Here is a 26,614-nt window from a genome sequence, read left to right on the forward strand (position 1 = left end):
TACGAAGCTCCCATCAAGTGATGCCTCAGGACGCCTGACCTATTTGGTATAATTAATCCGCATAGGTTAGACGCTATTTAAAATATTAAAACCACCCAATTTAAATTTTACGATTGTAGCAGTGTACCCTATTGGATTATTTACTCTCCAAGAAAAGGAGTGTATTAGAGAAAAAAGAATACGCAACAAAAAATCTTCAAAATAGATTGCCTCCCAAAACAGTAAAAGAAACCACCACCCCATCAATCGACCATCAAAACCTCCTAAACACATGAAAATCAATCGCTTCACAAAAATCATAGGTTATGCTATTAAATACAAACCATTTAATTATTGTTTTTCGAGGATTCTAATGAGTTTTAATCTTGTGCATGGAATAGCGCACGATTCCAGCTACCTGCAAGCGTCAGCGGCTGAAAAAAACACTGCAAACGACACTAGTGCCGCTACAAATATTGGAAGATCGGCGATCCAATCGGGATATCAATCACTGGAATGGACCTCTTTGCCCAAAAGAAAAATTCAAGAAATGGAAAATGAGGTTGGCATTGATACAACCCCCGTGTCCAAGAGGCAGAAAAACAATTTCTACAGAAATCCTGTTCGCGTTAGTAGAGATCAGGATTGTCAACAAATTTTTGATCGTATAGTGGTTTGTGAGATTTACAATCCAAAATTCAATGAATTAAACGAAGACAACCAATCTCATGAAATTCTAGCTAACTATGAACAGGGAAAACTAAGCTATAAGTACCATCCTCACGAACGATACATTTATTCCTTTGACGAAGATTGCCTTAAACAAATATCTGACTTATCAAAAAAAAATAATGATCAACGAATCATTAGGAATTTAGCTGAATGCGATCGTGAAAATATACCTTTTACTTTTACCTCCTTAACTAAGATGTTCATAGTGGCTCAAGGAGAAGGTGAAAAGGGTACTATAGGAGGGATGGAAGCAGATCAATTTTGCGAGGTTATTACCGAGGATATCAATGCCGGCGAAATGGCTGAAATGGAATTGATCGTGTGTAATATCGGTGCAAATCATAACTACATCCAACAATTGCACGCGAGCTATCCAAGAACCAATATCATTTCCTACAAATGTCTTCTGGCGACACAACTGAATCCGTCCATTCAAATCATAGGATTTGATAACGATGGAACGTGGATTGAAGACATTGAAAAACAAAAAATTACGGTTAGAAAAAAACTGTTAAATTTGAAATCATAAAACTTCGTCTTCTACCTATTCGAAATCCCAATCTGTTAAAAGTCTCTTAGAACTTTCCAAAGAATACTGATTTCCTCCACATTAGGTGCATTCTTACCAAAGTGTATTATGGGATCCAGAGGAATCAAAGTGGCAGTGGTCGGCGGAGGCCTCTCCGGGCTGACAACAGCCTACCGCTTGGCAGAACAGGGCTTCGACGTCGAGTTGTTTGAAGCAAGAAACCGAGTCGGCGGCCGCGTACTCACGGCCTTCATCAATGATGTCCCGGTCGATTTAGGGGGTCAAAACGTATCCGATGGAGGCAAGGCAGCGCATATTCACACCCTGGCAGACGAGCTTGACCTGAAGTTCAACGCAACGGATGCGGTGATTAACAACTACTACTTTGACGGAAAAAAGATTGTTGAGGTCCAAAGGCTGCTTAGCGAAAAGCAATTCACTTCCCAAGCTCTTGAAGTGCGCATGCGGGATTTGATGAAAGAAGCCCATACCCTGGAGGATATACTGCGGGGAATTCTCGATCAGGAAGACCCCCTCTACAAATCAATCAGCGTCAGGATGGCCGCCTATGAAGGGGCTCCGGTTCATGCCCTCTCTCCTTATTACGCCGAGACTCTGATGCACATGCTTCTCGGAGGTATATCCGCCGCACATCCGGGAAAAGGAGAAGGGCAAACAAAGATACACCTGCTCCGCATAGAAGGGGGCGCCTTCTCCCTTCCGGAGAAACTGGCCAACAAACTCGGCCCCCGAGTTCACCTCAACAAACCTCTCACCGCACTCGAAAAATCGGAGGGAGGGTCGATTTTACTCTCATTTGCCGATGGAACTTCCTTTAAAGCCGATTTGGTCGCACTGACCATGCCATGTTCCGTCTATGAAGATATCAGTTTTGGCGATGAGACCATTCCAGAAGACACATTGGACGCAATCAGGAGCATTCGCTATGGCGGCAACTCAAAAATTGTGGTCCCCTGCTCCGAGGTGCCCAATCTACCCGATGTCCTAATCAATGACAGGGCTCTCTGTTTTTTCGATTTGTCCCATCCCCTGCTCACCCTCTACTACACAGGAGAGGCAAGCTCTTATACCGGAGAAACCATCGGGGCGACATACCGCCAGGACCGCGCCATGCTAAAGACATGGGGCGCTCTTGCCTGCCCGCCTTATTTAGAGCCTGTCATTGCCGATGATACGCCCTTTGTCCGCTACTCAACCCCTGTCGGCTTCAGCTGGCCCCTGGACAGATATGCCAAAGGATCCTATTCTTTTATATCTCCGGGACAAGAGGAGCTTTTCACCGATCTGAAAAGTCATCAGGGAGAGGTTGTGAAAACACTGTTTGCCCCGATCGGGCAGAAGATCTTTTTCGCGGGCGAGCACGCTTCGATCTTGCTGGATGTCCCGGGCACGATGGAGTCCGCCTGTGAATCGGGAGAGCGAACAGCACGCATGATCGCGAGAGCCATTTTACAAAATCAGTAGGTCACAATGGGATCTTATCCGGAGCTCATCAGGTTTGTTCTGCAATTTATGCAGAAGCAAAAATGGGTCTTTCTTTTGATTTTCCTTTTGGATGCCAGCGCCTGGCCGCTGGATGCCCTTGTCTGGCCCTATATTTTGCACGTTGTCATCGACATATTCACAACTTTTGACTCCAGCAGGGCAGAGGCGTTTGATGTGCTGGTACCTCCCCTTTTAGCCGGTATTTCACTGGTTGCCTATGTCGAAGTCGCATCACGCACGATGGGATTTCTGCTCGCCAAAGCCCTCCCGTCGCTTCAGGCCGCTATCCGGATGAAGATGTTCGACCATATCCAGCACCACTCCCCACACTATTTCAATGAACGATTTGCCGGCCACCTGGCCAATAAACTGACCGAGATGACCACACAAGTCGAGTTGATCATTCAGCAGCTTTTTTGGCCCGTCATCCCAGCTCTTACGGCATGCCTTTTCGGGACATGGATTCTTTTTTCCATCCACCCCCTTTTTGCCCTGATCTTTTTAGCCTGGCTTGCAATCCACCTGACTGCATGCATTCTGTTCGCCAGGCCCTGCGACTTCTATGAGCAACTGCACGGAGAGGCCCGCAGCGTCCTATCCGGGAAAATCGTCGACAGCTTCACCAACAACTTCGCGGTAAATCTCTTCTTCCGCTTCGGGCACGAAAAAGCCCTTGTCGGCCATTATCAGGAGCATGAGAGGCAGACCAACGTGCGGGCCAAGCAGTGTGTCGAGAAGATGCGCACTGTGCTTTCTCTTTTTTATTTTGTCGCTGTGATCCTTGGAATTAATGGGAGCTTGATCTACCTGTGGCTTAAAAACCAAATTTCAACCGGCGAAGCGATCCAGGTCTTTACGACGATGTGGAATCTGACGATGATCTTGTGGACTGTCGGCTCAGCCCTTCCCGTCCTCTTCCAGGCAGTCGGTGGGGCTAGGCAGGCATATTCCGTCATGCTTGATGCGAGCGACATCCAAGATCGTCCGGGCGCAGCTCCTCTCAAAGTCACCGCTGGGAAAATTCAATTTGATAAAGTGAACTTTCGCTATGGAGAGCGGACACTGTTCACAGACAAGTCAATCACTATCAAAGGCGGAGAGAAGGTCGGACTAGTCGGCTACACAGGCGCCGGCAAATCCACCTTCATCAACTTGATTCTGCGGTTTTTTCCTCTCACGAGCGGCAGGATCTGCATCGACGGACAGGACATTAACGACGTGACTTTAGAGTCGTTAAGAAAAAGCATCGCCCTGATACCTCAGGATCCCATCCTATTCCACCGTTCCCTGGCCGATAATATTCTCTATGGAAATCCCGAGGCGCATGAAGCCGATAAACTCGAAGCGGCCAGGCAAGCCCACTGCTCTTTGTTTATCGAGTCGTTGCCCCAGGGATATGATGCGATTGTCGGAGAGAGAGGGACTAAGCTTTCGGGCGGCGAGCGGCAAAGGATCGCTATCGCGAGGGCCATTCTCTCCAAAGCCCCCATCTTGCTGCTCGATGAAGCCACCTCGGCACTTGACTCGGTGACCGAGCAGTATATTCAGGACAGCTTAGAGAAACTGATGCAGGGTCGCACAACGATCGTCATCGCGCACAGGCTATCCACTCTTGCGCGCATGGATCGCATTTTGGTGTTCGATCGCGGCAAAATCGTTGAGGAAGGACCGCATGAGAGTCTCCTTGCCAGGAATGGGTTATATGCCAAGATGTGGAAGATGCAAGTCGGCGGCTTTTTACCGGCGTGAAGGCCTACCCACCGGATACGCTTCCGGCGATATCCCGCAAGTGTTTGATAAAAAGCTCTATCTCCTCTTCGGTGTTGTAGCAGTGCAAAGAGGCCCGTACAACACTGTCGAGCCCCCGCTCTCCAAGGTCTAGAGGAGCATACTCGGCAAGAGAGACGGAAACATGGATGTTTTTCACGCGAAGACTCGCCATCACCCGGGCAGCGTCCATCCCTTCGACGGTAAAGGAGACGATACCGCATTTGTTCTCTCCCAGGTCACGGAGCACCACTCCCTCGACAGCCCCCAGCTTCATACGCAGCGTCTTCGATAAAGCCTTGATGCGCTCCCATATGGAGGGCATGCCGAGCGTGAGGGCGTATTCGATCGCCGCCTTCAGTCCGAGCATGTTCGCGTAGTTTCTCTCCCAGGTCTCGAAGCGCCTCGCATCCGGCCTGATGGCGTATCGATTCCTTTTCTCCCATGTCGCTGCGTGCAGATCGAGAAAGGGCGGCTCCAGCTCGGCAATTTTTGAGGCGCGCACATAAAGAAAACCGGTGCCGCGCGGCCCGCGCAAAAACTTCCTGCCGGTGGCGCAAAGCGCATCACATTGCATGGCTTCTACATCAATCGGCATTTGACCGACTGACTGCGTGGCATCCAGGAGATAGAAGATGCCATGCGCTTTGGCGATTTTTCCCACTGCTTCCGCGGGATTGATAAGCCCTCCTTGCGTGGGAACATGCGTGATGGCTATCAGCTTAACCGAAGGAGAGATCATCTTCTCTAAAGCATCAAGAGACAATTGTCCGTAGACGTCATCGGGGATAATGTCGATTATGGCGCCTGTTTTCTTGACGACCTGTAAAAATGCGATGTAATTGCTGGCATATTCGGCTCTCGAAGTCAGAATACGATCCCCGGGCTTAAAGGAAAGCGAGTAGAACACCATGTCCCAGGCGCGGGTGGCACTCTCCTGATAGGCGATCTCACCCGGAGATCCGTGGATCAGCTTTGCTGCCGCGTCATAAAACCCCGCAATCTTGTCTGTGACGTTGTCGGCTGCCTCGTACCCTCCCAGCGCTGACTCCATCTCAAAATGTGAGTTCACAGCGTTGATGACCGATTTGGGCATCAGCGATGCCCCTGCATTGTTGAAGTGCACAACGCCTAGGCATCCCGGAGTCTCTTTTCGCAGCTTCGCAATATTTAAAGACATACGCCCTCTCGCGGCTAAAATCTTAACAAAACATTCATACAATTCTCATAGAAACTAAATTTACAATAGAATATAATATATCAAATTTTTCAATAATTTATAATAGAAGGCACACCTCATGAATGGAATCAATGTATTCAACCCCTTTAGTAATCAGTATCATGCGCTGGATGATTTTAAAAAGCTCACTGTGACGCAAAAAATTGTCACGATCGCATTAACCGCACTCGCGTCCATCGCTACTGCCTTTCTTGCCACATCTGCTGTTTTTCGCATATTAGTAGGTCACTTTATTCAAGTCCAAAAGCCACACAAGCTCCCCGAACAGCCTCTTGATGACCAGGCGCCTAAGACAAACAAAACACCGGATGCTCCTATAGTACCCATCACCCCGAAGACCGATATCTCCCCGCTTCTTCCTTTCCCCCTAGATCTGGAAGCGATGAAACCCTTCAAGATCTCTACCGACAAAGAGGAGGCTGCCCTCCCATTTCAGCAAATCACCGATCAAATGGCCAGTCAGGAGCACGCGAAACTTGCTCAGAAAACATGGAACAACCCAGTCAAGATGGTGGATCCGAATCTTTACACGATCCGCTGGGGTGACATTACCTCCCCCGAAGCGACACACGTCCCGGCCATCGACGTCGCAGGATCTATGCAGCACCTCCACGCGAACTACGTCAACATGGAAGATGGGTCGAGGTACATTGCTATCCAATATCCTTCTACAAAAGAAAATGACGCCTTTGTCCAGCTTGTAAACAACGAAGCCAGCCTGATTGTGGATTTAACCGGTGCAAACGACAGGGCAAAAGATGTCGGCCTGAAATTTATTGAACGCCGCTATTTCCCAAAAACAGCGGGTAAAACGCGGCACTTCAAAAACATGTCAGTCACCTGCACGGAAGCGCAGGATCTCGGCAAGATCTCCGTCTACACCTACGCGATTGTAGATGGCAGCGGAAACCTGACTAAGAAGATCCAAAGGGTTCACTACAAAGAGTGGCCAGACCACGGTGCAATCCCCCCCGCCGATGTGGCAGAGCTTACGGCAATTGTCGACAAGTTGAGCGCTGGGAAGCCCGGTGCCGTCATGGTACACTGCCGCGCCGGTGTTGGCAGAACAGGAACCTTCATCACGTCAAGAACGCTAATGCACCTGACGCAAGCCGGACAGCTGACTCCTAAAGAATATCAGGCCAAAGCCCACCAGATTATTTTAGCAGGCCGAGTGCAGAGAGGTCCCTCTTTTGTGCAGACGGCTGTGCAACTTAAGGGCATCTACCAGTTTGGAAACGAGCTCTTCAAGGGAAATTTCGCTGAAACCGCCCAATCGCGTATCGAAAACGCATTGAATGGAGCCCCGAAGAAAAGCACCTCCTCGTCCGACGCTGATATTGACGGCATCTCCCTTCCAAGGAGGACAGACCTCTTCTCCTCTCCTAAAGTCTCCTCCTCAAAAATTTTGTTCCCGTCAACCCCGCTGCCCAAGCCGCCCGTTCTCGCGGAGGCGACACTTTTTCCGGGTATGCTGAGCGACGTCAAAGAACTCGCCATTAAACTGGGCGGTTCGACCGGAGCCAAACTCGTCGAAGCCGATGGAAAGAAGTATGTCAGAAAAGAAGGCAACAACGCCCCTCACATAGTGGCAGAGTATTATGCCAACAAAGCCTACAAGGTAATGGGCGTTGATGTTCCTGATGTGAAGCTCTACAATAAGACCAACTCGGAGGCAATCAAAGGAAATGCTCAGGGCGTTAGCTATCCGGTACAGCTCTCCACCTTTGTCGAGGGAGCCGAAACTCTGAAAAGCTACTGGAACAAAGCCTCTGTAGCGGAGAAGAGAGAGCTTAAAGAAAAGATCAGAAGACACTTCGTGCTCGATGTTCTCTTGGGCAACCGGGACGTGATCGGTGCCTCTCTCGATAATATCTTGGTGACCCATGATGGCTTGCCCATCAGGATCGACAACGGCTCTTCCTTTGAGTTCAGAGCGCAAGGGGGCATTAAGGCAGGCGGATTCTCAGACGAAGCGACCGAAATCGACGCAATGCGTAATAAAGCGATGAATGCCAACGCGGCTCAATTCTTCAAAGGCATCTCCGACAAAGAGATCATCTGGCAGGTAGAAGAAATTGAACAGAAGTTCGACTCTCTCCTGGGAGCCGTGCCGGGCAAATACCATCAGGCACTGAAAAATAGACTTGCGTATTTGAAGCAGTACGCAGCTAACCTGATCCATCAGCAGCAGGCCACTCACGTGAGCATCGACGCGCTTCTTAAGAACACCTCGAAAACTGTTGTGTTCGATAAAAACTTCTCTGCCGACGGCTTAAGCTTAAACGGCGTGCCTTTCAAGAAGACGGAAGGAATTCCCGATTTTTCGAAGGTCTCCGACAAAATGATTGGCGAACCGGAGTTCATCCCCGCTCCCGGTAAAGCGATTTCAGCCGGTGTGATCGTTGTGGAAGCGGATGGAAGGGTTTGGGTTTACGAACCGCGCAAGCACTTCGGCGGGTATAACCACACGTTCCCCAAAGGTCGTCTGGAAGATGGATACACCATGCAGCAAACTGCCCTTAAAGAGGCTTTCGAAGAGTCGGGATTGCTCGTAGAGATTGAAGGCTTCTTCATGGACGCCGTGAAATCCACGACCAAAACCCGCTATTACCTTGCGAAGCGAATCGGCGGCGATCCGTCGCAGGCTCACTGGGAAGCCTCCGCAGTTAAGCTGGCCACAGTCGATGATTTGGAGACGCTCCTGAATAACGGGCACGACAAGCCCATACTCAATGAGTTAAAAACAAAACTGGCGCTCGTCTAAGTCTATAAGAAGGCAGATCCCTGCAAGTCAGGGGCCGCCCGCAAACTCCCACGGTCGGATGGGAGTTTGCGGGCAGCCCCTGACCGACGGGGAGTTCTTGAAGCCTGCCGCTTAGCAGCGGCTAAGCGGTGGAATCATGAACGGCTCAGAGCCTAAAGTGTCGCCGTAAAGCATGAGCTGGCCGTTATCGTAGAGATACGGTATGGCGCGCGCTTGCTTTGTCAAAAGGTCCGGAGAAAAATAAAAATATATTTCCTCAATAGCGGCCGGCATATGATCTAAAATTGTATCCAGCGAAGGGATCTTTTCGGCGACGACATCGAAAAGATGCAGCACCTTCCCCTCCAACGCAAAGGAAAAAATTGCATCCTCTTGTGAGCTGTAGTGCAGCGACCAATAGAGCGGGTAGGTTGCGAAAAGAGAGTTAAACGCCGCGAGCGCCCCCCTATCTTCAATCCATAAGCGTTCAGAAAGCGGTGCCCTTCCTTGATACATCCGAATAAAAAGAGCGTTGTCTTTGGGAAAAGTAAGCGGTGTGAGTGCCGCGCTGCCCTTGCCTCTCCGCTCCTTAAGATGGAAGCGGCACTCTTGTACAGGACGAAACGAGAGCTTTTCATAAAATTGAGGGATCTCGGTGAACAAAATGACAGACTCCACCCGGCCATGCGCCCATTCGAGCGCTTCCTTGACCAGTGCTGTAGCCAGACCCCGGCTCCTTTCGGTGTTTTGGGTACAGATCGCATGGAGGGCGCCCACTTGGTGCTTTTCACCTTCGACCCACATGGGAAATTCTAAAAATCCCGCATGCGATAGGACCTCTCCACCTTGCTTCTTTACAAAAGGTTTGCTCTGATTCCACGAAAATCCGAGCGCTTCATACCGCTCGATATTGGCGACAATTCCCGGAAAGGAGTCTTCTAAGAGATCAAAGTGTTCTTGCTCTAAAGTCATTTGAGCACCCTCTCGTTTGCGGCTTTTTAGGCACGGTTGATAAATTACTCGGCAAATACGCTTATTGCGAAAGCGTCTCATAGCTAAAAAATCAAATTTCGAGACCCTGGCGGTCTATTTCATTTATAGAAGTGTTGATCGCGTCTATGACCGTCTTCATGTCTTCTGGCAGATTAAGCTCTCTTGCCATATCACCAAGTCCTTGGATATGTGCATTCCACAACTTTTGGAGAGCTTTGTGGCCGGATTCATCGAACTGAATCGCTTGCAAAACAGTCCCTCGATTATCGAACGTCTTTTTCACACTCGCACGCAATGTCTCGGAACTATGCAAGCTTTTATCCCGGAGCAGCAGCAGCAGATCATGAAAGTCTTTCATTCGACTATTTCGAGACCCCTTGGAAAGTACTGTCTCCAGTTTTTCTGCAAAAATCGTTTCGATCGGATAAACTAAAAGAGAAATCGATTCTTCAAAAAACGGTTTTCCTCGGTATTCAAAAAGCCGAATTTCGCGGTTCGTAGGTTCTACGACATCGCCCACGCCCACATCCACATGAATTTTATCTTTCATCTTGGCAAAGGAAGCCTTGATAATAGTCCGGTATCCAGGATATTCCATATGGGGCTGAGAAAGCACCTCCATGCTATCGAAAGAAAAAGTGAAGCCATCGTTCGACGACATCGCAGCAATCTCTTCAAACACTTCTTGAAGCTCTTTCGATTCGGCATTCATACGATTCAAAAGGAAGTCGAGATCTACAGTTTCCCTTCCTATTTTCATCATGTAGGAAAGTAGAAATCCGCCTTTAAATATGAATTTATTGACATGGGAGGAGCGTGCCAGTCGTGCTAAAAACCTCTCTAGAAGAAGCTGCTTCCAGCAAGCATTGAAAGGCATTTCCTTATCTTTGGCAATGATTTGGAGTCTGTCTTTTAGGGCTTGTTCGTTTATCATGTCGTCATGCTCAGTAAATAAGGTGAAATGTCGAATTGAAGCTTTTTCGCATAGGATTCAAGCTTTCTTAGGTCAGTGCGGTTTTTTCCGCCTATGGCTAATGCCGCCTTTAATGCTTTAATGGCTGTTTCTCGACTCAGGAGGCGAAATGCATCTATGATCGTCCTTTCCCGGTCAAATATTGGAACACGAGTGCCTTCTAGTTCGATTTCCGTTTTACCTAAATCGAGGTCTCGAAAGCGAACGATTTTAATTTGACGGTTACTTCGAACTGAAGTTCCATGGCGAATTCCGATCCAATGCTGCCGCGGGATCTCTTCCGTTAAATCGTAAACGGCCAGAGCTGAGATTAGACATATCACTCCGCCATGAATAGAATGAGCCGCTTCGATCAGATCTGCCCAGCGGAAGGCTTCAGGATTCTGATAGTCAGCCGCTTGATAGACTCCATGACGAATTCTCCTTAGCTGTCCGGTTTTAGCATAGTAACTTAAAACGGCCGCGGGAACACCTAAGTTTTTTGCCTCTTGTGTTGTAAAAGAGGGCTTGGTCAGCAGTGGCGTAAGGCGGATTAGACAGGCTTTGGGTCTCATAGGTTATATCCTTTTTTTTAACTTAACAAATACACCCAAAGAGGTCAAATGGGTTTTAATTTTAAGTTAAAAGTTGGATTGGGCAGGAAGACTTTTGACTTGTGTACAGATACTCTCTTAAGTGACTTGTAATCTTTCAATTACGAGAACTTTTTCTTTTGTCCAAAACCAAATTTTGAGACACTTTCACTATAATTTGCGGCTAAAAGAGCTGCATGTAACGAGTGTAGTCATGGCAGAGATCACCCAACTTCTTATTCACTGGTTAAGAGCGTTTTACTTAATCGAAATTACAACGCTGGAGCCCCTTGCGCTTGGGGCAGACGCAAACGCAGCTGTATACAAAGCAAAGAGCGTGGACACCCAAGTCTACTTTGTCAAAGTCCGGCAAGGGCCGCCTGCCGAAGCCCCTATTGAGGTCATCACGCTTTTGCAAAACGAGGGAATAAAGGAGCTTATCTCTCCCATCAAGACTCGTGAGGGCCACCAAACCCTGCACGTCGAAAACTTGATGCTGACTGTCTACCCTTTTGTTGAAGGGGAAAACGGCTTCACCCGCACCTTAACGGATGAGCAGTGGATCCTGTTTGGTAAAGCCCTCAGAAAAATCCATGAAATCCCGATGCCAAAAGCTGTAGAACAGCGCATCCGTAGAGAGAGTTTTTCTACGAAGTGGCGCGATTCCGTTCGCTCGATTATGAGCGCCATTGAGGGAGACTGTGATGAGATCGGAGCGAAATTCTCTGCTTACCTTAAAGAGCATGCTGGCACTATCGCCGACTTGGTCAGCCGCAGCGAAAAGCTTAGCAAGAAAATTAAAGGTCAGTCATTTCCTTTTGTACTGTGCCACTCTGACATCCATGCAGGGAACCTCCTGCTCACGAACGAGGGCGGCCTTTTCCTCATCGACTGGGATGATCCCCTCATGGCTCCGAGAGAGCGTGATCTGATGTTTATAGGGGGAGGTGTCGGAAACGTGTGGAATAACTCGCGCGAAGAGACGCTTTTCTATCAAGGGTATGGCGAAACGGAATTAAACCCCGCCCTTTTGGCCTATTACCGGCATGAGAGAATCCTTGAAGATATTGTTGATTTTGCCGAAGGAATCCTCTTGAACAACAGCAGCCTCGAGGACAAAAACGAGATGTACGGACACTTCCTCGGCATGTTTGAACCGAACGGCGTGGTGGATATTGCGCTGCAGGCAGACGAAGCTATTGTTGAGTAGTGTCTACTAGAGGTTTGTTCTGTATGGGTAATTTTATCGGGTGTAGAGTGTGGGGGTGGCTGGATTCGAACCAGCGTAGACATAAGTCGACGGATTTACAGTCCGTTGCAATTGGCCGCTATGCGACACCCCCCTCTTAACGAGGATTGCTGGCAGTAGGACTTGAACCCACAACCGCCTGATTACAAGTCAGGTGCTCTACCAGTTGAGCTATACCAGCGTATGTTGGATGCGCTAAGTTATAGCAAATCGCCTTATTTAGTCACAACAAAAACGAGACACCCATCGTTTTTTTTTCGTGGATCCATCAAGCTGGGGTCGACAGCCCATTGCCAAGTTGACGGAAAGAAAAACGAATTGTAAAATACACCAACATTTAAAGTATTGTATCTATGAATTTTACAATCTCCTCCTGGACTCCCAATAACCTGAAAGCCGATGCGCACGATGCGAAGCCCTCTCCTGACGAGCTCTCTCATTGCTCTGACCGACTTCTATCACTTAACGCAGTTCCGCTCTCCAACCAGGCTTACCTTGCCTCCAGAGTGCTCCTTGGATCTTGGAACAACAAGCATTTCTTTGCCGAAGGAGAAGAAGTCCGAGCTAAAATTGGCCAGTGTTATTTCTCTGCCATCGATTTTCTTCTTAGTAAACATCGCCTCGTGGGAGTGCTCACAGGGGCAGTGCTAGGGAAGCGCTCGAAAAAAAAGTATAACCCATCGAATTCCCCCTCCCTTTATTCTTTAGGTGAAGTCATACGAAGGCAGCGCGTCCGGCTGGAGTCGGGAGATTGCTCTCTCTGTTTTGCAACCTTTGCGCGGATTATGTTCCAAAACGAAAGAATTCTCATCACTACTATACAGGGTAAGGAAACCGATGGAACTCATTTTCTCTTAACTGCGTCCAGTAAGATATCGCACATCCAGCGGTTCCACTGGAGAGTTTCCAACGTTGACGACACCCGCTTTCTTCCGTTGATTTTAAGCGCAATACCCGATTCGGCGATTTACTTCACTGCGTGGTCAATAAAAAAGGAGCGCATTGCAAAGACATTAAACAAGCTTCCCCTCGCCGCGGCAAGAAAAGTAACCAGTGTATCTCGACTACCGCAGTGGACCATCGGAGTCTGGGTACAGGTCAACCTTCAGTTTCCAAATCGCCCCCTCCCCTCACCTACCGTCAAAGGGCCCCTTCGTCAAATACCCCTTTTGGCCCGCATCGACCACTGGATAAAGAACTCGTTCACCGAAATACTGCCCCATGGCCTGCAGCTGCAAGCATTGCACCAAACTCAAGTGCCCCTTCAAGAAATCTTAGACGTCACGACAACCCCTGATAGCCTTCTCTCACATTGCAAGATCAACGCACTCGGACTTGCCGCGCGCATCTCTGGGCCGATGACCGTCCATCAGTACAGCGAAAATGCAGCGATAAGTAAATTTTCGGTCTTTGAAGAGGAGCTGAAAGCTTTTGGCGCGTGGATTTTGAGTGCGCGGAATCAAGAAAGAGCCGCCCTCTCCCTTTTCTACCTGAAGGCGGCTTGTCTGAAAAGGAATGAGGGCAGCGCCTCTTTTTATGGAAGCCATCTCTTCCTGATCCTGATGACCAATCGTGCAAGAAGAAACGGTGAAGCGTCCGTTGCCTATAACGTCTATGGCTCCTATCTTGGCAACTACCGCATCAAACAACTTAAAAAATCCTTGTCGGTCGGAGAATCGTCTCTTAGCGAATACGAATTCAGTAAACTTGTTTTAACTCCCCTGAGAACCATTCTCTCCGGCAAGGAGTGGACTGCTCAGCACGACGACAGCTACTTTAGCCTCTTCTCTGTCAGAAAACCGAAGATGCTCCATCACGAATTCCAGCTCGATGCCGAAACCAACTCTCCGGTTGAATCGATGCCTTTTAAAGCGACCATTATCCCCTTTAAGGCGAAGGGGAGGGCAGAGATCGTCAATGAAGAGAGGCGGTGGAACAGCTTAAACTCCCGGCTCCCTGTCGCCTTTTATGCCATGGAGACATATGATCACCTATTTCCAAACCGTTGCGAGGCCCACCTGATCCGATTGAGAGACGTTCAGACCAAAATCCGCATCGGCTAACAGTTTCTTAGAGGCTGTATACCGAAACTCTTTGGCTTTGAGACATTGCAATTCGGCTCATATTTCTAATATCGGGCAACTTGCAATGGTTCAATCGTGGGGAGCTATCTTTTTGCCGACAACCAAACTTTCTAGCAATTTCGACATAACGAAACGAGAAGCCACACATGATCCCGATTCAAAACAACGTCATCCATCAAGTCAATCCCCTCTTGGAAAATCTCTATACTTTACGCGAGATGAAAACAATCGCCTCTATGATCCGAAGCGGATACCACCCCGGGGCAGACTCTGAAATTTTGGCCAGTGTCCTCTCCTCGTTGCAAAATCTCTTCCTTAATATTGGCCGGTGCGGAGAAAAAAACAGCCTGACCATAAGAAATCTGTGGATACAGATAGCGTCGATGCGGCACGAAAAGCCGGAATCGCCTCTCGAAAAGCTCTCTGGCAAAATCGAACGAGCCATTCAGACCTGGATTCGTATGCAGCTAAGACCCGAAAGACGCCTTGATCATTACCTTCAGCAAAAGATCGCCACCCAGTCGACAGAACGGACCATCGACGACCTGCTTGAAAACGTCTTGGCGCAAGAGGAAATCATCCTGGCAGAGGAAGAGGAAGCCTTGTTTAAGGCAAGAGTATCCGCCTCCGTTCGGAGAAGATCCCCCTTCTGCTACGATTTTGCTTTCTACAAACTCAATGAAGAGAGAGCGACTCCCTTTATAAGCGAAATGGCAAGCAATCAGTGGCCGCCGGAAATTTTCACACACACACATGAAGTTCTTAATGGATGGGGCTATGACGCGCTTCACTCTTTAGTAGAAACGGCAGAAGGAGATCTGGCTGTCTATTTTAAGAGAGAGGGTACAAAGCTTGAAGCACGCCACTTTGGCGTCGTCAGCACAATGCAAGGAAGGATCCTGTCGAAGTGGGGAGAAGTCGAAGCGATTTTCGAGCATGACTTTGATAAAGTCCCGGCAGCCTATGGCGATTTCGTTGCGTTTTTCAGAAAGACTAACCTATCCACGAGCGCACTTCGCTATGCAGCTCCTTAAAGAGTGAGCGGAAAGCTTTTAGAACTTGCGAGGCTCCACGCATTAACGAAACAAATCGCGCGCCGCTCTTTTTCACCGAGTTTTTGCAAAAAAGCCGGAACCTCTGCTGCCCGATGATCAGAACGCCCTTCAAAGCGGAGGCCAGACGTTTGGCTGTGTTGTACAATTCCAGGGCCCAAGCGGCCATTTTAAGAGCAAACCTTTCCACATGCTTGTAGAAGAAAAGAGCTACTCTTAGCACTCTTTCGAAGACGCGGCAGATATAGTGATAGGCATCGGCCAAAAAGGGTATCTCTTCGCGGATGAAGTCGCGCACCGGTCCTTTGAAAAAATGAACTGCTCGTAGCACTCTTGCTTTGGCTTTGCCGGGTAGGCCACCGAAAAACTTCTTACTTCCTTGAAGGGCCGATCGCACTTTAGCCACAGCCCCTTTGATGGCTTGCCCCGATTTTTCCCTAAAACGCCTCCAGGCCGCTTTGCTAAACTCCACCGGCCGCGCTTTGAAATCAACGAACAGATTGATGACAGGAATCACAACAGCGCTCGCAGCCTGCAAGACCCCCTGCCGCGCTTCTGCTAGGGCGCTACCGATTTTCTCGACTTGTGTTTTGACCTTTTTTAAAACGCTTTCCGGACTTGCCGTGATTTTAAAGGAAAACTCAGGTTTGTACTTCGTCACTTTTGCAAAAGCTTCCGTGAATGCAGCTGCGAAGGCTCCTAGCGCCTCGCGGGTTTTGATGAGAGGAGTCTCGACTGCCTTTTTAGCGGCTTTAAATGAGTTGCCCAGCTCTTGCAGGCCCCCATTAATGCGCTTGAACAAGAGATGGGGTAGTTTGACAATCTCCTGAAACTTCTTAACTGCTTCCCGCACCAGTTCTCCCCCCTTTTTGAAGGGGTAGAGCGCAGCCGCTTTCAGTAGATATAAAGGTTTCAGCAGGCCCTGTTTTAAGTAGGATAGGAATTCACCGGCCGACTTGCCAAGTTCTTTGATGACAAACTGGATCTTCCCAAAAGCATCGCGCAGCGGGTTGACGATAGCCTCAGCTACCCACGCCTTCAAATTTTCAGCTACCGATCCCGCAAATTTCATCCCCAGCACACTCAACTTCATCATTTGTGGCAAAAGGTTTACCATAATCCACTTGGGCAGTCCGTAGAGCACGAAATAGGGAGGGAGGCAAATCGCCATGAATACAAAGCGTCCGGCGCGTCCGACCTGAACTTGACTGTCTTGGGCGGCGCGGTTATCTGTAGGAGCTACCTTGGGGGGAGTTAATCGATCATTCTTTTCCTGAGTTGTCTCGACGGTATCTTTGATGTTTTTTGTCGGATTTGCGAGCTTCTCGTCATTGCGCCGGGGCGTTCTGGAGACAGAAAACATATCAGAGGATTCGTACCTGGATATTGTATCGCCCTTCGGCATAAGATCTCCCTACCAACTATTTATAAACTTTCACTACAATAGTATATTATATTAATCATTTTTTTACAAGGATTGTGTAAAGAAATAACTTTAAACTATCCTAACCGGCTTTCCTCGCCTGCAAAAGGGCTCTGCCCCAGGAGATTTGACACAAAAACAATCCTTGCACATTTAAACTTTTATCGATATACTCAACGCATTCGTTAATAGGAGTCAATAATGGTTCGCATCAGCAAGCAAGCGCAAAAAAGAAATACATCCCCGAGACGCCCCAAACTCGCAAGGACCAAAACAGGTCCCAAAAAGGACAACCTTCCTAAAGGTTTCAAGCCTGTAGTCTCCGCTGTCGAAGGGGAAGCCGCAAAAAAAATGTTCATCCCAAAGATTAAATAAGGACGGAGTACAATGTCTAGACACCCAAGTTTTGGCAAATCCAATAAAGCCACAAAAAAACGCAATGTCCTCAAGAGATTTGAACGCATCGACGTGCTCAAGAAATTAGGACGTTGGGAAGAGGGAAAAAATAGCCGTGTCACCGGCCTTCCAAAAACCCCTGTTCTCCAGTAAGCCATCACTCCACCGTCGTCGCAAGGCGGTGGAACATTTCCTGTGAAAGTATTCATCACCAACAGTCAAAAAGATTTAGCTATCGATAGAGCCCAAGTGCGCAACTTGGTTCTCACCTTCTTCGCTCGGCGGAAAATTACCTTTTCGGAAATCACCGTCCACTTCGTCACCGACAAAAAGATGCGTGCCATGCACGCCGAATTTTTCGACGACCCCTCCCCCACTGACTGCATGACCTTCCCGGTAGACCCTATCGTCAAAGGGCAAAGCGACTTAGTGCTCGGGGACATTGTTGTCTGCCCCAAGACCGCGCTTGTTTTTTCCGAGAAAAGAGGCAAAGAGGTCTATCAGGAACTTACCCTCTATATCATCCATGCGCTTTTGCATCTATTGGGCTATGATGATATAAACAAAAAGGACCGCAGCCTGATGAGAAGAAAAGAGAGAGAAGAGATGGCTTATCTAAAAGAAGTGAACGCATGGCTCTCTCCTAAAGAAACTGTCACAAGGAGCTAAACCAGTTGACTCCCGCCATATTACTTGCAATTTCCGCCTTTTCGCTTCTCGGAACGTTTGTCCTGACAGGCCTGGCTGCAGCACTCCGCAGCATTCACGAGAAAGAAGGCCTCAAAATCTTGAAATCGATCGGCCGCAAGTTCTTCTACAGGCCCATTCACCTGTTTTTTTTTCCACACGATGAATACGAGGGTCTTTTTTTTGCCACGACCTGTGCCCAGAATATGGCCCGTTTTTTCTTCGCAGGTTCCGCCGCACTCTTCCTCTTTCAGGCAGCTAACCCAACGGTCGAGGCCGGCCATCAGGATTTAAAGTTCTTTGGCATCTTTCTGATGCTGCTGCTCTTTGGCGCCCTCTCTTTTTCCTTAGGCGACTGGATTCCGCGCATCATCGGAACGCGTTTTCCGACGAAAACACTGGATAAAATGGCCTTTTTATCCTCCTTTTTCCTTCTTACCGTGCTGCCGATCACGTTTGTCTTTTTAAAGATTACCCGCTCGTTTTCGCGAAACATCTATTTGGACACGACGCAAGAGCCCGAATCGAAAGTCAAAAGAGAGCTCTTCAGCATTATCCGCCAGGCGGATCTCAAAGAGGAGCTGACAGACAGCGACAAGAAATTGATTTCCTCAGTTCTCTCGTTTTCCGGGCACCTCACCAGAGAAGTGATGGTTCCCAGGGTTGATGTCTTCAGTCTTGATGCAACGACTACCATTAAAGAAGCTGGAAAACTCCTCGACATCGAAGGCTACAGCCGCGTGCCAGTCTATGAGGAGACAGTCGACAACATCGTCGGCATCCTGATGTACAAAGATATCCTCAAAAAATATATGGAGTATGAAGAGAACGGCTGCAATCCGGAAATTCTCAAAGCCCCCATCTCCTCCATTCAGAAACCTGCGCTCTACACACCCGAAACCAAAAGAATCTCCGCCCTGCTGCAGGAGTTTAGAAAAAAGCAGGTTCACCTAGCCATCGTGGTCGACGAATACGGCGGCACCGAAGGGATTATCACCATAGAAGATATCCTTGAGGACATCGTCGGGCAGATCGCCGATGAATACGATGTAAAAGAAGAGCTATTCATCGCCCAGCCCGACGGAGCCTGGATCGTCGATGCAACCATCACTCTCCTGGAAGTGGAGCAGCAACTCGGGATCAAAATTCCGGAAGAGGGTGATTTCGACACCTTGGCAGGCTATCTATTCCAATGTACGGGAGAGATCCCTCCCAAAGGATTCACCGTCGAAAGCGATGAATTTATCATCGAAGTCTTAAGATCCAACGACCGCATGGTGGAAAAAGTTAAGATCAAACCGCGCGTCATCGCAGAAGAGACGCAGCAGAAAGACGAAAAAGCTTAAGGCTGATAAAAATGGAAGAAGACCTTCTGTTTCTCGCATTCACATTCCTGTTTGGAGCCCTCTTCAGCGCCTGCAGCCTGCTCATTTACCAAAAGGTGAAGCTGGGCGGATTTAAAGAAATTGGCGACAGTATCATCAAAGCCGCTGAAGAGAGAGCTCAAAAGCGATTTGATGAAAATGAAGAGCGGATCAAAAGCAGGCTGGATGAGGAACGCACCAAATTAGAAGACCGTCTCCACAAAGAGCTCAAAAAAATCAAAGAACGGGAAGATCAGATCGCACATCGCGAAGAGAAGATCGCCTCTAGGTCCCAGCAGATCGAAAAGAAGAGTCAGGAGACGGAGCGCAAAGAAGCTGCGTTGAAAGACCTCGAATTGACGCTCCACCAATTAAAGGCTGACCTACAGCATAAAGAAAAAAAATTACTGGAGCAACTTGAGAAGAGCGCCCACCTCTCCCTTGTGGATGCTCAAGCCCAACTTTTAGAAGAGGCCAAAGCATCCATCCACACCGATCTTGAGAAAGCCTTGATGGAAGCGCAGCAAACCCTCAAAGCTTCCGAAGACGCCCTTGCAAAAAAAACGATCGTGACAGCCATCGGAAGGATGGCAAGACCCCTCGCTTCAGAGTGTACTGTCAATACCATAGCCCTCCCCAGCGATGAGATGAAAGGCAGGATTATCGGCAAAGAAGGGCGCAACATCCGGGCACTCGAGCGTGAGCTGGGAGTGACGATTCTCCTCGATGAGACACCAAAAGCGCTTGTAATCTCCGGATTTGACCCCTATCGGATGCATGTGGCGAAAGAGGCAATCAAAGAGCTAATCCGCGACGGCAGAATCCATCCAACCAAGATTGAGGAGGCCGCTAAAGCGGCAAGAGACAAAACTGACGCAAACATCAAAACCTGGGGACAGGAAGCGGCGGCGGAAGCCGGGGCCTGGGCGGAAGCCGGTGCCTTCAATCTGCATCCTGAGCTTACCCACCTCTTGGGACGTCTTAAACTGCGCTATAGCATGGGTCAAAACGTTCTGGACCACTCGCTCGAAGTTTCCCATCTGATGGGACTCATGGCTTCCGAGCTTGGGCTGGACGTCAAACTTGCCAAAAGGATAGGCCTTCTCCATGATATGGGGAAAGCCGTCACCCACGAAATGGACGGCTCGCACGCCATGATCGGCTACCGCCTCGCCCTGCAGTATGGCGAAGGTGAAGATGTCGCAAGCGGCATTGGAGCGCACCACCAGGAAATGGAGCCGATAACTTGGGAAGGCGCTTTGACCGCCGCCGCCGATACCCTTTCGGCAGCACGTCCCGGAGCACGCACAGAGGCTGCGCACGATTATGTCAAACGCCTCGGAAGACTGGAAGAGATCGCCAAAACTTTCGCTGGCGTCGAGAAAGCGTATGCCCTGCAGGCTGGCAGGGAAATCCATGTTTTTGTAGAACCCGATAAAGTCTCAGATGAAGGAGCCATCGCCCTATCCCGGGAAATCAGTAAGAAAGTATCAGCCGAATATCCCCTGCAGGGAAAAGTCAAGGTTTCGGTTATCCGTGAGCAAAGAGTGATCGACTACGCCCTTTAAGAGACTATCCACTGTAGCTTCTGACCCTATGGGGCAAACTCCCCATACTGATTTGCTGCCGAATTTGGGTATAAGCTTCGAAAAAATTTAAATAATTATCTTTCCTTGAAAAGAGATATCCGTTTTTGGCACAATGTGCCTTTGACAGTGTGGAAGAGTGGCAGAGTGGCCGAATGCGTCTGTCTCGAAAACAGATTCACTAGCGATAGTGACGTAGGTTCGAATCCTACCTCTTCCGTATCCTACCCAAGACTGCCCTCCAAGGCAGGCACCTACAAAATCCCCCACCAGAATCGACTATATATCCAACGTATCTAAAAATTTAAGATTTCGGCTTTTGACTGAACTTCACAGTTAAAGAATGGCTTCATTGGAAGTGATTTGGGATTGGTCGATCCCCGAGGATCTCGGGTAATCCCAAATCACTAATTGAGAGATGCTTTTAGTGTCTCATGCTATTTTTTTCTCTTATCCAGCGCTTTTCTAACACCTTCTCCATAAGCCGGATCGGCTTTGGTGAAATGGCCAATCTGGCGCTCGACTATGTGCTCTGGCACTCCCTGCATCGCGTCGGCGATATTGGCAAAGAGGCGCTCTTTTTGCTCGGGCGTAAAGAGGCGGAATAAATTCCCCGGCTGTGTGTAGTCGTCATTTCCCACACGATGATCATAGCGGTCCGCATCTCCGGATATCTTGAGAGGCGGCTCTTTATATCGCTTATCCTCTTTAGGGCCCATGAAGCTGTTCGGCTCATAATACGCGTCCGGATTTTCACAGTTAGGGAAAAATCGCATGGCGCCGTCTTTGTGATAATTATGCATCGGGCACTTGGCGGCGTTCACAGGAAGCGCCTCATAATGCGTGCCGAGCCTATGTCTGTGGGCGTCGGCGTAAGCAAAGACACGCGCCTGCAGCATCTTGTCTGGCGAAAACCCAATGCCGGGGATGAAATTGGATGGAGAAAATGCCGCCTGCTCAATTTCAGCGAAGTAGTTCTCCGGATTTCTATTGAGCTCAAGCTCTCCCACTTCAATCAAGGGGTAATCACCGTGAGGCCAGACCTTCGTCAAGTCAAAAGGATTGTATGGGGTCTTCTCCGCTTCATGCTCAGGCATGATCTGGACGAAAAATTTCCATTTGGGAAACTCCCTTTTTTCAATTGCATTGAAGAGGTCCTCTTGGGTAGATTCGCGTGTTTTCGCAACGACATTTGCCGCTTCGGCATTGGTCCAATGCTTATGGCCCTGCATTGTTTTGAAGTGGAATTTCACCCAGAAACGCTCGTCTTTTGCGTTGATAAAGCTGTAGGTGTGCGACCCGTAGCCGTTCATAAAACGAACAGACTGCGGAAGTCCTCTGTCCGAGAAAAGGATTGTCACCTGGTGCAGCGACTCAGGCGAAAGAGACCAAAAATCCCACATCGCCGTGGGCGAGCGCAGGTTAGTCTTCGGGTGCCTCTTTTGAGTGCGGATAAAATCAGGGAACTTCAACGGATCGCGCACAAAGAAAACCGGTGTGTTATTGCCGACAAGATCCCAGTTACCCTCTTCCGTGTAAAACTTGATGGCAAATCCGCGCACATCTCTCTCGGCATCCGCAGCACCCTGCTCGCCGGCAACAGTGGACATCCGCATCACAAGATCTGTCTTTTTGCCAATTTTCTGAAAAGGTGATGCCTTGGTGTATTTCGTAATGTCTTGGGTGACAGTCAACGATCCATACGCTCCCCACCCCTTGGCATGGACAACTCTCTCGGGAATGCGTTCCCGGTTTTGAAACGCAAGTTTCTCAATAAGATGCACATCCTGCAGAAGAACTGGGCCTCTTGGGCCTGCTGTGATCGAATTTTGGTTATCGGGAACGGGGTTCCCGGCCATCGTAGTTAATAGGGGGGGCTTATCTGTCATATCGACCTCCGTCTAGACTAAGAGCAAAATAGAGCGCCCCTCGGCAATTATCAACAAATATTTTACATTCATTTTTTTCATTTTTCTTTTCTTTTTCAGGCTCAAGGAGCAAAATCACATACCCATTTCAGCGGAATTATTACATCATGACGATTGGTCCCATCACCCAGCCAGCCTATCCCCCAAAAAATAACAGCACTTCAGCTGATCATGAAAACGAGCGGCTCTCCAATCTTTTCCTGGATGAAGAGGTGTCAGAGGTTGAAAGAGCGTGCGCCATCAAACCGCTGCTCGGCGAACATCCCCTTCAGCTTCTGACCATCGCCGCAGCGAAGCTTCAGCTGACACTGCGCCGGCCCCACTGGCAGGATGCAGACCATATCAAAAGGAACCTCTACTCCGGTATCTTGGCATTTGAGAAAAACCTCCGAGAAGAAGAACTCGACTCCCTAATCTCTGATGGCACCTATACCCACAAAAAGCATGTTCATGAAATGACCCTGCTCGAGGATGAATCCCATGATGTTATCGGCGCCATTCATTTTGAAACTATCGTTGAAGGAGCCAAGCGAGGGCTGGCGCATATTCATTCACTTGACGTCCTTCCCAATTATCAGAGAAGAGGGGCCGGAACCCTGCTTTTGTCTTCTGCCCTTGAAGCCATTCATGCAAAAGGCGGAGACAAAGTCACCCTCAAAACAACGTATAAAGGCATATTCCTCTACGCAGCATTCTGCTTCCAGCCCAAAAAGCCCGCGGAGCTCACGCCAGAGCGTTGGATGCAACTGCCCTATGCCTCGAAAGTGAAGATACTCGCCAGATATTGGGAAGTGACCCCCGGACGTCTTCGCCTTAACTTAACTTCCGAGCGGGTTAAAGAAGCTGTGGCGGAAAGATTTCGCGCTCTCTTCACCTCAAGGGAGAAAAAACCGGCAATCAATGTCAGTGAGATCAGCCTGCCGGAAGAGACCTTCTCCTGGGGGATCTTGCAAGACACGAGAAATGATAGTCAAACCAGTAAGTGAGGACCCTATGGAGCAGTCCGCCTATAACGTACACAGCTTGTACATATATCCGCTCAAGTCGGCAAAAGGCATTCAAGTTACACAAGCAGAGGCTTTTCCTGAAGGCTTTAAGCACGACCGTGAATGGATGGTCATTGACTCGAAGGGCAAGTTCATGTCCCAAAGACTGCACCCAAAAATGGGAAGCATAAAAACCGCGATCACTCCGGAGGGGGTCACCCTATCCGCCCCTGATCTGCCCGAGATCATCATCCCCTTCGAAGCGGAGGGAGAGGTCAAGGAAGGGATCATCTGGGATGATAAATGCCAGGTTCAGGAAGTTTCAAGGGGGCACTCTGACTGGATTTCCACTTTCATGGGGGAAAAGTGCAGCATCGTCAGGATGAAAAAAGGAGAAATACGCCTCGTCGATCCCCGTTACAAAGTCACCGATCAGGACAACACGCTCTTTGTCGATGGATTCCCCCTACCTCTTTGCTGCGACAGCCTCTCTGAGAGACCTCTCGATGCGAACCGGGATGGAGCTCGATATGATCCGATTCAGGCCCAATATCGTGATTGAGAGCACAACCCCATTTGAAGAAGACTGCTGGAAGCGCGCTGAGATAGGCGGCGCCCTCTTTCATCTCGTCAAACCGTGCGGCCGCTGCAGCATCGTCAATGTCGACCCGAACACTTGCAAACGCGGCGCTGAGCCGCTGAAAACGCTGGCCAGCTTCCGCACGCAAGAGAAGAAAATCCTCTTCGGAGTGAACGCCATCCTGACAGGAGCTTCCGTGATCTCTGTTGGCGACAAAGTGCACTTAACCACCGTAGCGTGATATTACACAGGGAGCCTATCAAAATTTTGTATCGAGGCCGCGACAAAATAAATTTTCGAGATACTTTCGGTGCAACCATAAAAAGAGCCTTCCCCACGGCAGCACCTCCAGAAGGAGAAGGCCAGCAAAGGATCGGGCAATAAAATACAGAGTGCCTTCAACAAAAGCGTCAGGCTTGTTGGCAGCAATAACAACAGGCACGATCAAAAGGGTGGTCATCATCGGCCATTTAAAAACTCGTTTCCCCATTCTTCTAAAGAGAGATGACTCCAAAGAGGCTCCCTCGGGGGACGCTTCGGTCAATCCAATACTCTTCAGCCGCCCCCTAAGGGATGTTAAATAATCCAGATTTAGAAGCGAGATCGTGACGGCGGTTGCGATGGCAAGACCCGTTTTAACTGCGACAATCAGCAGCAGCGTTGATGAAGGATCGAGCGCTAGGAAGCTTAGTGCTTTTGCCCATGCGTCGAAGGCATCGCCCCCAAACACAATCCATAAGGTTGCAAGCGGCTGAAAAACGCCCCATAAAGATGCCAGGAAGGCCCCCAGGACACGCGAGAAAAAAGAAGTTCCGCACACAAAAAAAGGGGCGTTAAAAAGGGCGCCTTGTATGAAAATCGCCACCATAGGGGTCAACTTTTTTCCGGGGGACACAGCAGCTTTGATGATCATTGCGTACGACGAGGCATTCATTGCAAATACAGGAGATCTACCCACGTCAAAGCGCGATGCCAGCGAGAGCAGACCGATCTGGATCAGTGATAGCCACTGCCCTGTCAAAGGAATGTGGAGCGAATGAAACAATGCTCCCGCCGTGCACTCAAAAAAGGCGATAGCGCCACCGAAAAAAAAGGGCTTCTTCCCTCTGCTTCTCTTCCACTGTTTCCGCCATTCCCCGGCAAGTGAGCTCTTAAAATGATTGATCGATACACGTCTTTGGAAACTCTTTCGGAATAAAATATCATAAATGGAAATAGGAAGAAAGCAGCCTCCTATTTATTACATTGAATGCAAACTTGTATTACTATAGACTGTTCGTTTAATCTATAAAGGAATTAAAACAATGCAAGAAATGCAATCAGCCTCACCACTCTCGCCCACTTTCTACACACCGGAATGTTCCTATCCCGGGCCAGTCGAGGTTCCTGAACGCGTTTCCTGCAATCTAATTGAGTCCAATTCATCACGCTTGAATTCCCGAGGATGGATATCCTTTGATACTCCCCAGCAAATCCTGGGCCGCCAAAAAATACAGGATGTATGTGCTGCCCTTTATCAGATGCCCGCCGCCAAGGACCGTCAGATGTCCGCTGCCGAGGACCCCCTAATTTTAAAAACTCTTCAAAAGCCTCAGGCACAAGACATCACTAAGATCGTCTGGACTTTTATGCACCTGTTTATAGACCGCAAGATCACTCCGGAGGAAGAGCCTAAGGATCGGATTACATTATCCCATGTGCTGATCCAGTTTTTTAGAAAAAATTACACACTGGCTCCCAACGTTGTACCGGAAATACTCAACTACGCGATCACATGTTACGCTTATGTCGCCGCCAACGGTTTTTACAAGCACATGCAAGATAAATATCCTATTCCTCTTTGCATAGCACCTTATCAAAAGGATGCTTCTATCTTGTATACAGCACTTTACGATGGTCTGACCATTGATTTTCCCGATTACAACTTCGACACGGACTATGTGGAAAGCATGGGGATGAGCGCTCTGATCTACGTCAACGACATACGAAGAAACCAGCAAAAATCTCTCGGAGAAGTTTTTTTCCAAAGAAAAAATCTTACCTAGAGGAAAGGTTCTTTTTCCGCTTGCAGCAAAACTCTTCCCTTGCGATCTTGAAAAAGTCAGCGAGGAAGAGTTGAGCCCGCTCTTAAGAGAGCTTCGGCGAAATTCCCCCAAACCAGCGTCCCGGTTCAACCGAGTTTCCTCTTTGCCGGCTTGGAACCGGATCTAAGTGATTATTTTATCGGGTATACCGAAACTGC

23 protein-coding genes and 3 tRNA genes are annotated in these 26,614 nt (G+C 48.8%); 17 read left to right on the forward strand and 9 right to left on the reverse strand.

The features are described 5' to 3' along the window. Window positions 1-352 precede the first annotated feature (352 nt). From ELAC_RS04740 to ELAC_RS04750, 3 genes are all read left to right on the forward strand, one after another. Entirely contained in the window at window positions 353-1,240 is an 888-nt protein-coding gene (locus ELAC_RS04740; protein ID WP_098038127.1) for a hypothetical protein, read from the forward strand. A 108-nt stretch (window positions 1,241-1,348) separates the two neighbouring features. Continuing rightward, window positions 1,349-2,725 (forward strand): flavin monoamine oxidase family protein, encoded by a 1,377-nt coding sequence (locus ELAC_RS04745; RefSeq protein WP_098038128.1) that lies wholly within the window; start codon window positions 1,349-1,351, stop codon window positions 2,723-2,725. 6 nt (window positions 2,726-2,731) lie between these two features. Next, window positions 2,732-4,495 carry an ABC transporter ATP-binding protein gene (locus ELAC_RS04750; protein WP_098038129.1) on the forward strand — a complete coding sequence of 588 codons (1,764 nt, stop codon included), beginning with the start codon at window positions 2,732-2,734 and terminating at the stop codon, window positions 4,493-4,495. Between the two features lie 4 nt (window positions 4,496-4,499). On the opposite strand, the gene ELAC_RS04755 is transcribed toward ELAC_RS04750, so the two are convergent. Beyond that, window positions 4,500-5,693 carry an aminotransferase class V-fold PLP-dependent enzyme gene (locus tag ELAC_RS04755; RefSeq protein ID WP_098038130.1) on the reverse strand — a complete coding sequence of 398 codons (1,194 nt, stop codon included), beginning with the start codon at window positions 5,691-5,693 and terminating at the stop codon, window positions 4,500-4,502. 118 nt (window positions 5,694-5,811) lie between these two features. On the opposite strand from ELAC_RS04755, the gene ELAC_RS04760 reads away from it, so the two are divergent. Beyond that, the gene (locus ELAC_RS04760; RefSeq protein ID WP_098038131.1) at window positions 5,812-8,520 is read left to right on the forward strand and encodes a protein-tyrosine phosphatase family protein; all 2,709 of its coding nucleotides are present in this window, start codon (window positions 5,812-5,814) and stop codon (window positions 8,518-8,520) included. Window positions 8,521-8,631: 111 nt separating this feature from the next. Here the strand turns inward: ELAC_RS04760 and ELAC_RS04765 are convergent, their stop codons facing one another. From ELAC_RS04765 to ELAC_RS04775, 3 genes are all read right to left on the reverse strand, one after another. Further along, the gene (locus ELAC_RS04765; protein WP_098038132.1) at window positions 8,632-9,471 is read right to left on the reverse strand and encodes a GNAT family N-acetyltransferase; all 840 of its coding nucleotides are present in this window, start codon (window positions 9,469-9,471) and stop codon (window positions 8,632-8,634) included. Between the two features lie 91 nt (window positions 9,472-9,562). Further along, window positions 9,563-10,426 (reverse strand): nucleotidyl transferase AbiEii/AbiGii toxin family protein, encoded by an 864-nt coding sequence (locus ELAC_RS04770; protein WP_239414366.1) that lies wholly within the window; start codon window positions 10,424-10,426, stop codon window positions 9,563-9,565. Further along, complete coding sequence (locus ELAC_RS04775) at window positions 10,423-11,019, reverse strand: type IV toxin-antitoxin system AbiEi family antitoxin domain-containing protein (protein ID WP_098038133.1); 597 nt, start codon at window positions 11,017-11,019, stop codon at window positions 10,423-10,425. Before ELAC_RS04775 ends, ELAC_RS04770 begins: the two co-directional genes overlap by 4 nt. Before the next feature lie 232 nt (window positions 11,020-11,251). Between ELAC_RS04775 and ELAC_RS04780 the strand changes: the two genes are divergently transcribed. Further along, complete coding sequence (locus ELAC_RS04780; RefSeq protein WP_098038134.1) at window positions 11,252-12,247, forward strand: aminoglycoside phosphotransferase family protein; 996 nt, start codon at window positions 11,252-11,254, stop codon at window positions 12,245-12,247. A 50-nt stretch (window positions 12,248-12,297) separates the two neighbouring features. On the opposite strand, the gene ELAC_RS04785 is transcribed toward ELAC_RS04780, so the two are convergent. Then, window positions 12,298-12,380 (reverse strand) — tRNA-Tyr (locus tag ELAC_RS04785). Window positions 12,381-12,394: 14 nt separating this feature from the next. After that, window positions 12,395-12,467: transfer RNA gene (locus ELAC_RS04790), tRNA-Thr, on the reverse strand. Window positions 12,468-12,639: 172 nt separating this feature from the next. On the opposite strand from ELAC_RS04790, the gene ELAC_RS04795 reads away from it, so the two are divergent. Both ELAC_RS04795 and ELAC_RS04800 read left to right on the forward strand, forming a co-directional pair. After that, window positions 12,640-14,349 (forward strand): hypothetical protein, encoded by a 1,710-nt coding sequence (locus ELAC_RS04795; RefSeq protein ID WP_098038135.1) that lies wholly within the window; start codon window positions 12,640-12,642, stop codon window positions 14,347-14,349. Between the two features lie 167 nt (window positions 14,350-14,516). Further along, a complete protein-coding gene (locus tag ELAC_RS04800; RefSeq protein ID WP_098038136.1) occupies window positions 14,517-15,404 on the forward strand; it encodes a hypothetical protein in 888 nt (295 codons plus the stop codon). Here ELAC_RS04800 and ELAC_RS04805 read toward each other — a convergent pair. Continuing rightward, a complete protein-coding gene (locus ELAC_RS04805) occupies window positions 15,364-16,827 on the reverse strand; it encodes a hypothetical protein (protein ID WP_098038137.1) in 1,464 nt (487 codons plus the stop codon). The genes ELAC_RS04800 and ELAC_RS04805 overlap by 41 nt on opposite strands. Before the next feature lie 219 nt (window positions 16,828-17,046). On the opposite strand from ELAC_RS04805, the gene ELAC_RS11825 reads away from it, so the two are divergent. The 6 genes from ELAC_RS11825 (at window position 17,047) to ELAC_RS04830 (ending at window position 21,098) form a co-directional block, all read left to right on the forward strand. After that, complete coding sequence (locus tag ELAC_RS11825; protein WP_204250531.1) at window positions 17,047-17,220, forward strand: hypothetical protein; 174 nt, start codon at window positions 17,047-17,049, stop codon at window positions 17,218-17,220. A 12-nt stretch (window positions 17,221-17,232) separates the two neighbouring features. Next, window positions 17,233-17,394 carry a small basic protein gene (locus ELAC_RS04810; RefSeq protein WP_098038138.1) on the forward strand — a complete coding sequence of 54 codons (162 nt, stop codon included), beginning with the start codon at window positions 17,233-17,235 and terminating at the stop codon, window positions 17,392-17,394. Between the two features lie 42 nt (window positions 17,395-17,436). Next, window positions 17,437-17,910 (forward strand): rRNA maturation RNase YbeY, encoded by a 474-nt coding sequence (gene ybeY / locus ELAC_RS04815; protein WP_158227808.1) that lies wholly within the window; start codon window positions 17,437-17,439, stop codon window positions 17,908-17,910. Window positions 17,911-17,915: 5 nt separating this feature from the next. After that, entirely contained in the window at window positions 17,916-19,274 is a 1,359-nt protein-coding gene (locus ELAC_RS04820) for a hemolysin family protein (RefSeq protein ID WP_098038140.1), read from the forward strand. Window positions 19,275-19,285: 11 nt separating this feature from the next. Then, on the forward strand, window positions 19,286-20,860 hold the full coding sequence (gene rny, locus ELAC_RS04825) for a ribonuclease Y (protein WP_098038141.1): 1,575 nt from the start codon (window positions 19,286-19,288) through the stop codon (window positions 20,858-20,860). A gap of 151 nt (window positions 20,861-21,011) precedes the next feature. Beyond that, window positions 21,012-21,098 (forward strand) — tRNA-Ser (locus tag ELAC_RS04830). A gap of 217 nt (window positions 21,099-21,315) precedes the next feature. Here the strand turns inward: ELAC_RS04830 and ELAC_RS04835 are convergent. After that, window positions 21,316-22,767 carry a catalase gene (locus tag ELAC_RS04835; RefSeq protein WP_098038142.1) on the reverse strand — a complete coding sequence of 484 codons (1,452 nt, stop codon included), beginning with the start codon at window positions 22,765-22,767 and terminating at the stop codon, window positions 21,316-21,318. Window positions 22,768-22,913: 146 nt separating this feature from the next. Between ELAC_RS04835 and ELAC_RS04840 the strand changes: the two genes are divergently transcribed. Genes ELAC_RS04840 through ELAC_RS04850 form a run of 3 tightly spaced genes read left to right on the forward strand, consistent with a single transcriptional unit; the run spans window position 22,914 to window position 24,613 of the window. Beyond that, on the forward strand, window positions 22,914-23,792 hold the full coding sequence (locus ELAC_RS04840; protein WP_098038143.1) for a GNAT family N-acetyltransferase: 879 nt from the start codon (window positions 22,914-22,916) through the stop codon (window positions 23,790-23,792). Between the two features lie 7 nt (window positions 23,793-23,799). Then, window positions 23,800-24,354 (forward strand): MOSC N-terminal beta barrel domain-containing protein, encoded by a 555-nt coding sequence (locus ELAC_RS04845; protein WP_158227809.1) that lies wholly within the window; start codon window positions 23,800-23,802, stop codon window positions 24,352-24,354. Continuing rightward, window positions 24,248-24,613: an MOSC domain-containing protein gene (locus tag ELAC_RS04850; RefSeq protein ID WP_098038144.1), complete on the forward strand. Its 366-nt coding sequence runs from the start codon at window positions 24,248-24,250 to the stop codon at window positions 24,611-24,613. Before ELAC_RS04845 ends, ELAC_RS04850 begins: the two co-directional genes overlap by 107 nt. Before the next feature lie 18 nt (window positions 24,614-24,631). On the opposite strand, the gene ELAC_RS04855 is transcribed toward ELAC_RS04850, so the two are convergent. Next, window positions 24,632-25,417, reverse strand: a complete 786-nt coding sequence (locus ELAC_RS04855; protein WP_143406443.1) for a hypothetical protein — start codon at window positions 25,415-25,417, stop codon at window positions 24,632-24,634. Window positions 25,418-25,676: 259 nt separating this feature from the next. Between ELAC_RS04855 and ELAC_RS04860 the strand changes: the two genes are divergently transcribed. Beyond that, window positions 25,677-26,417, forward strand: a complete 741-nt coding sequence (locus ELAC_RS04860; protein ID WP_098038146.1) for a hypothetical protein — start codon at window positions 25,677-25,679, stop codon at window positions 26,415-26,417. Window positions 26,418-26,614: the final 197 nt, after the last annotated feature.

The organism is Estrella lausannensis, assembly GCF_900000175.1.
GTDB classification, from domain to species: Bacteria; Chlamydiota; Chlamydiia; order Chlamydiales; family Criblamydiaceae; genus Estrella; species Estrella lausannensis.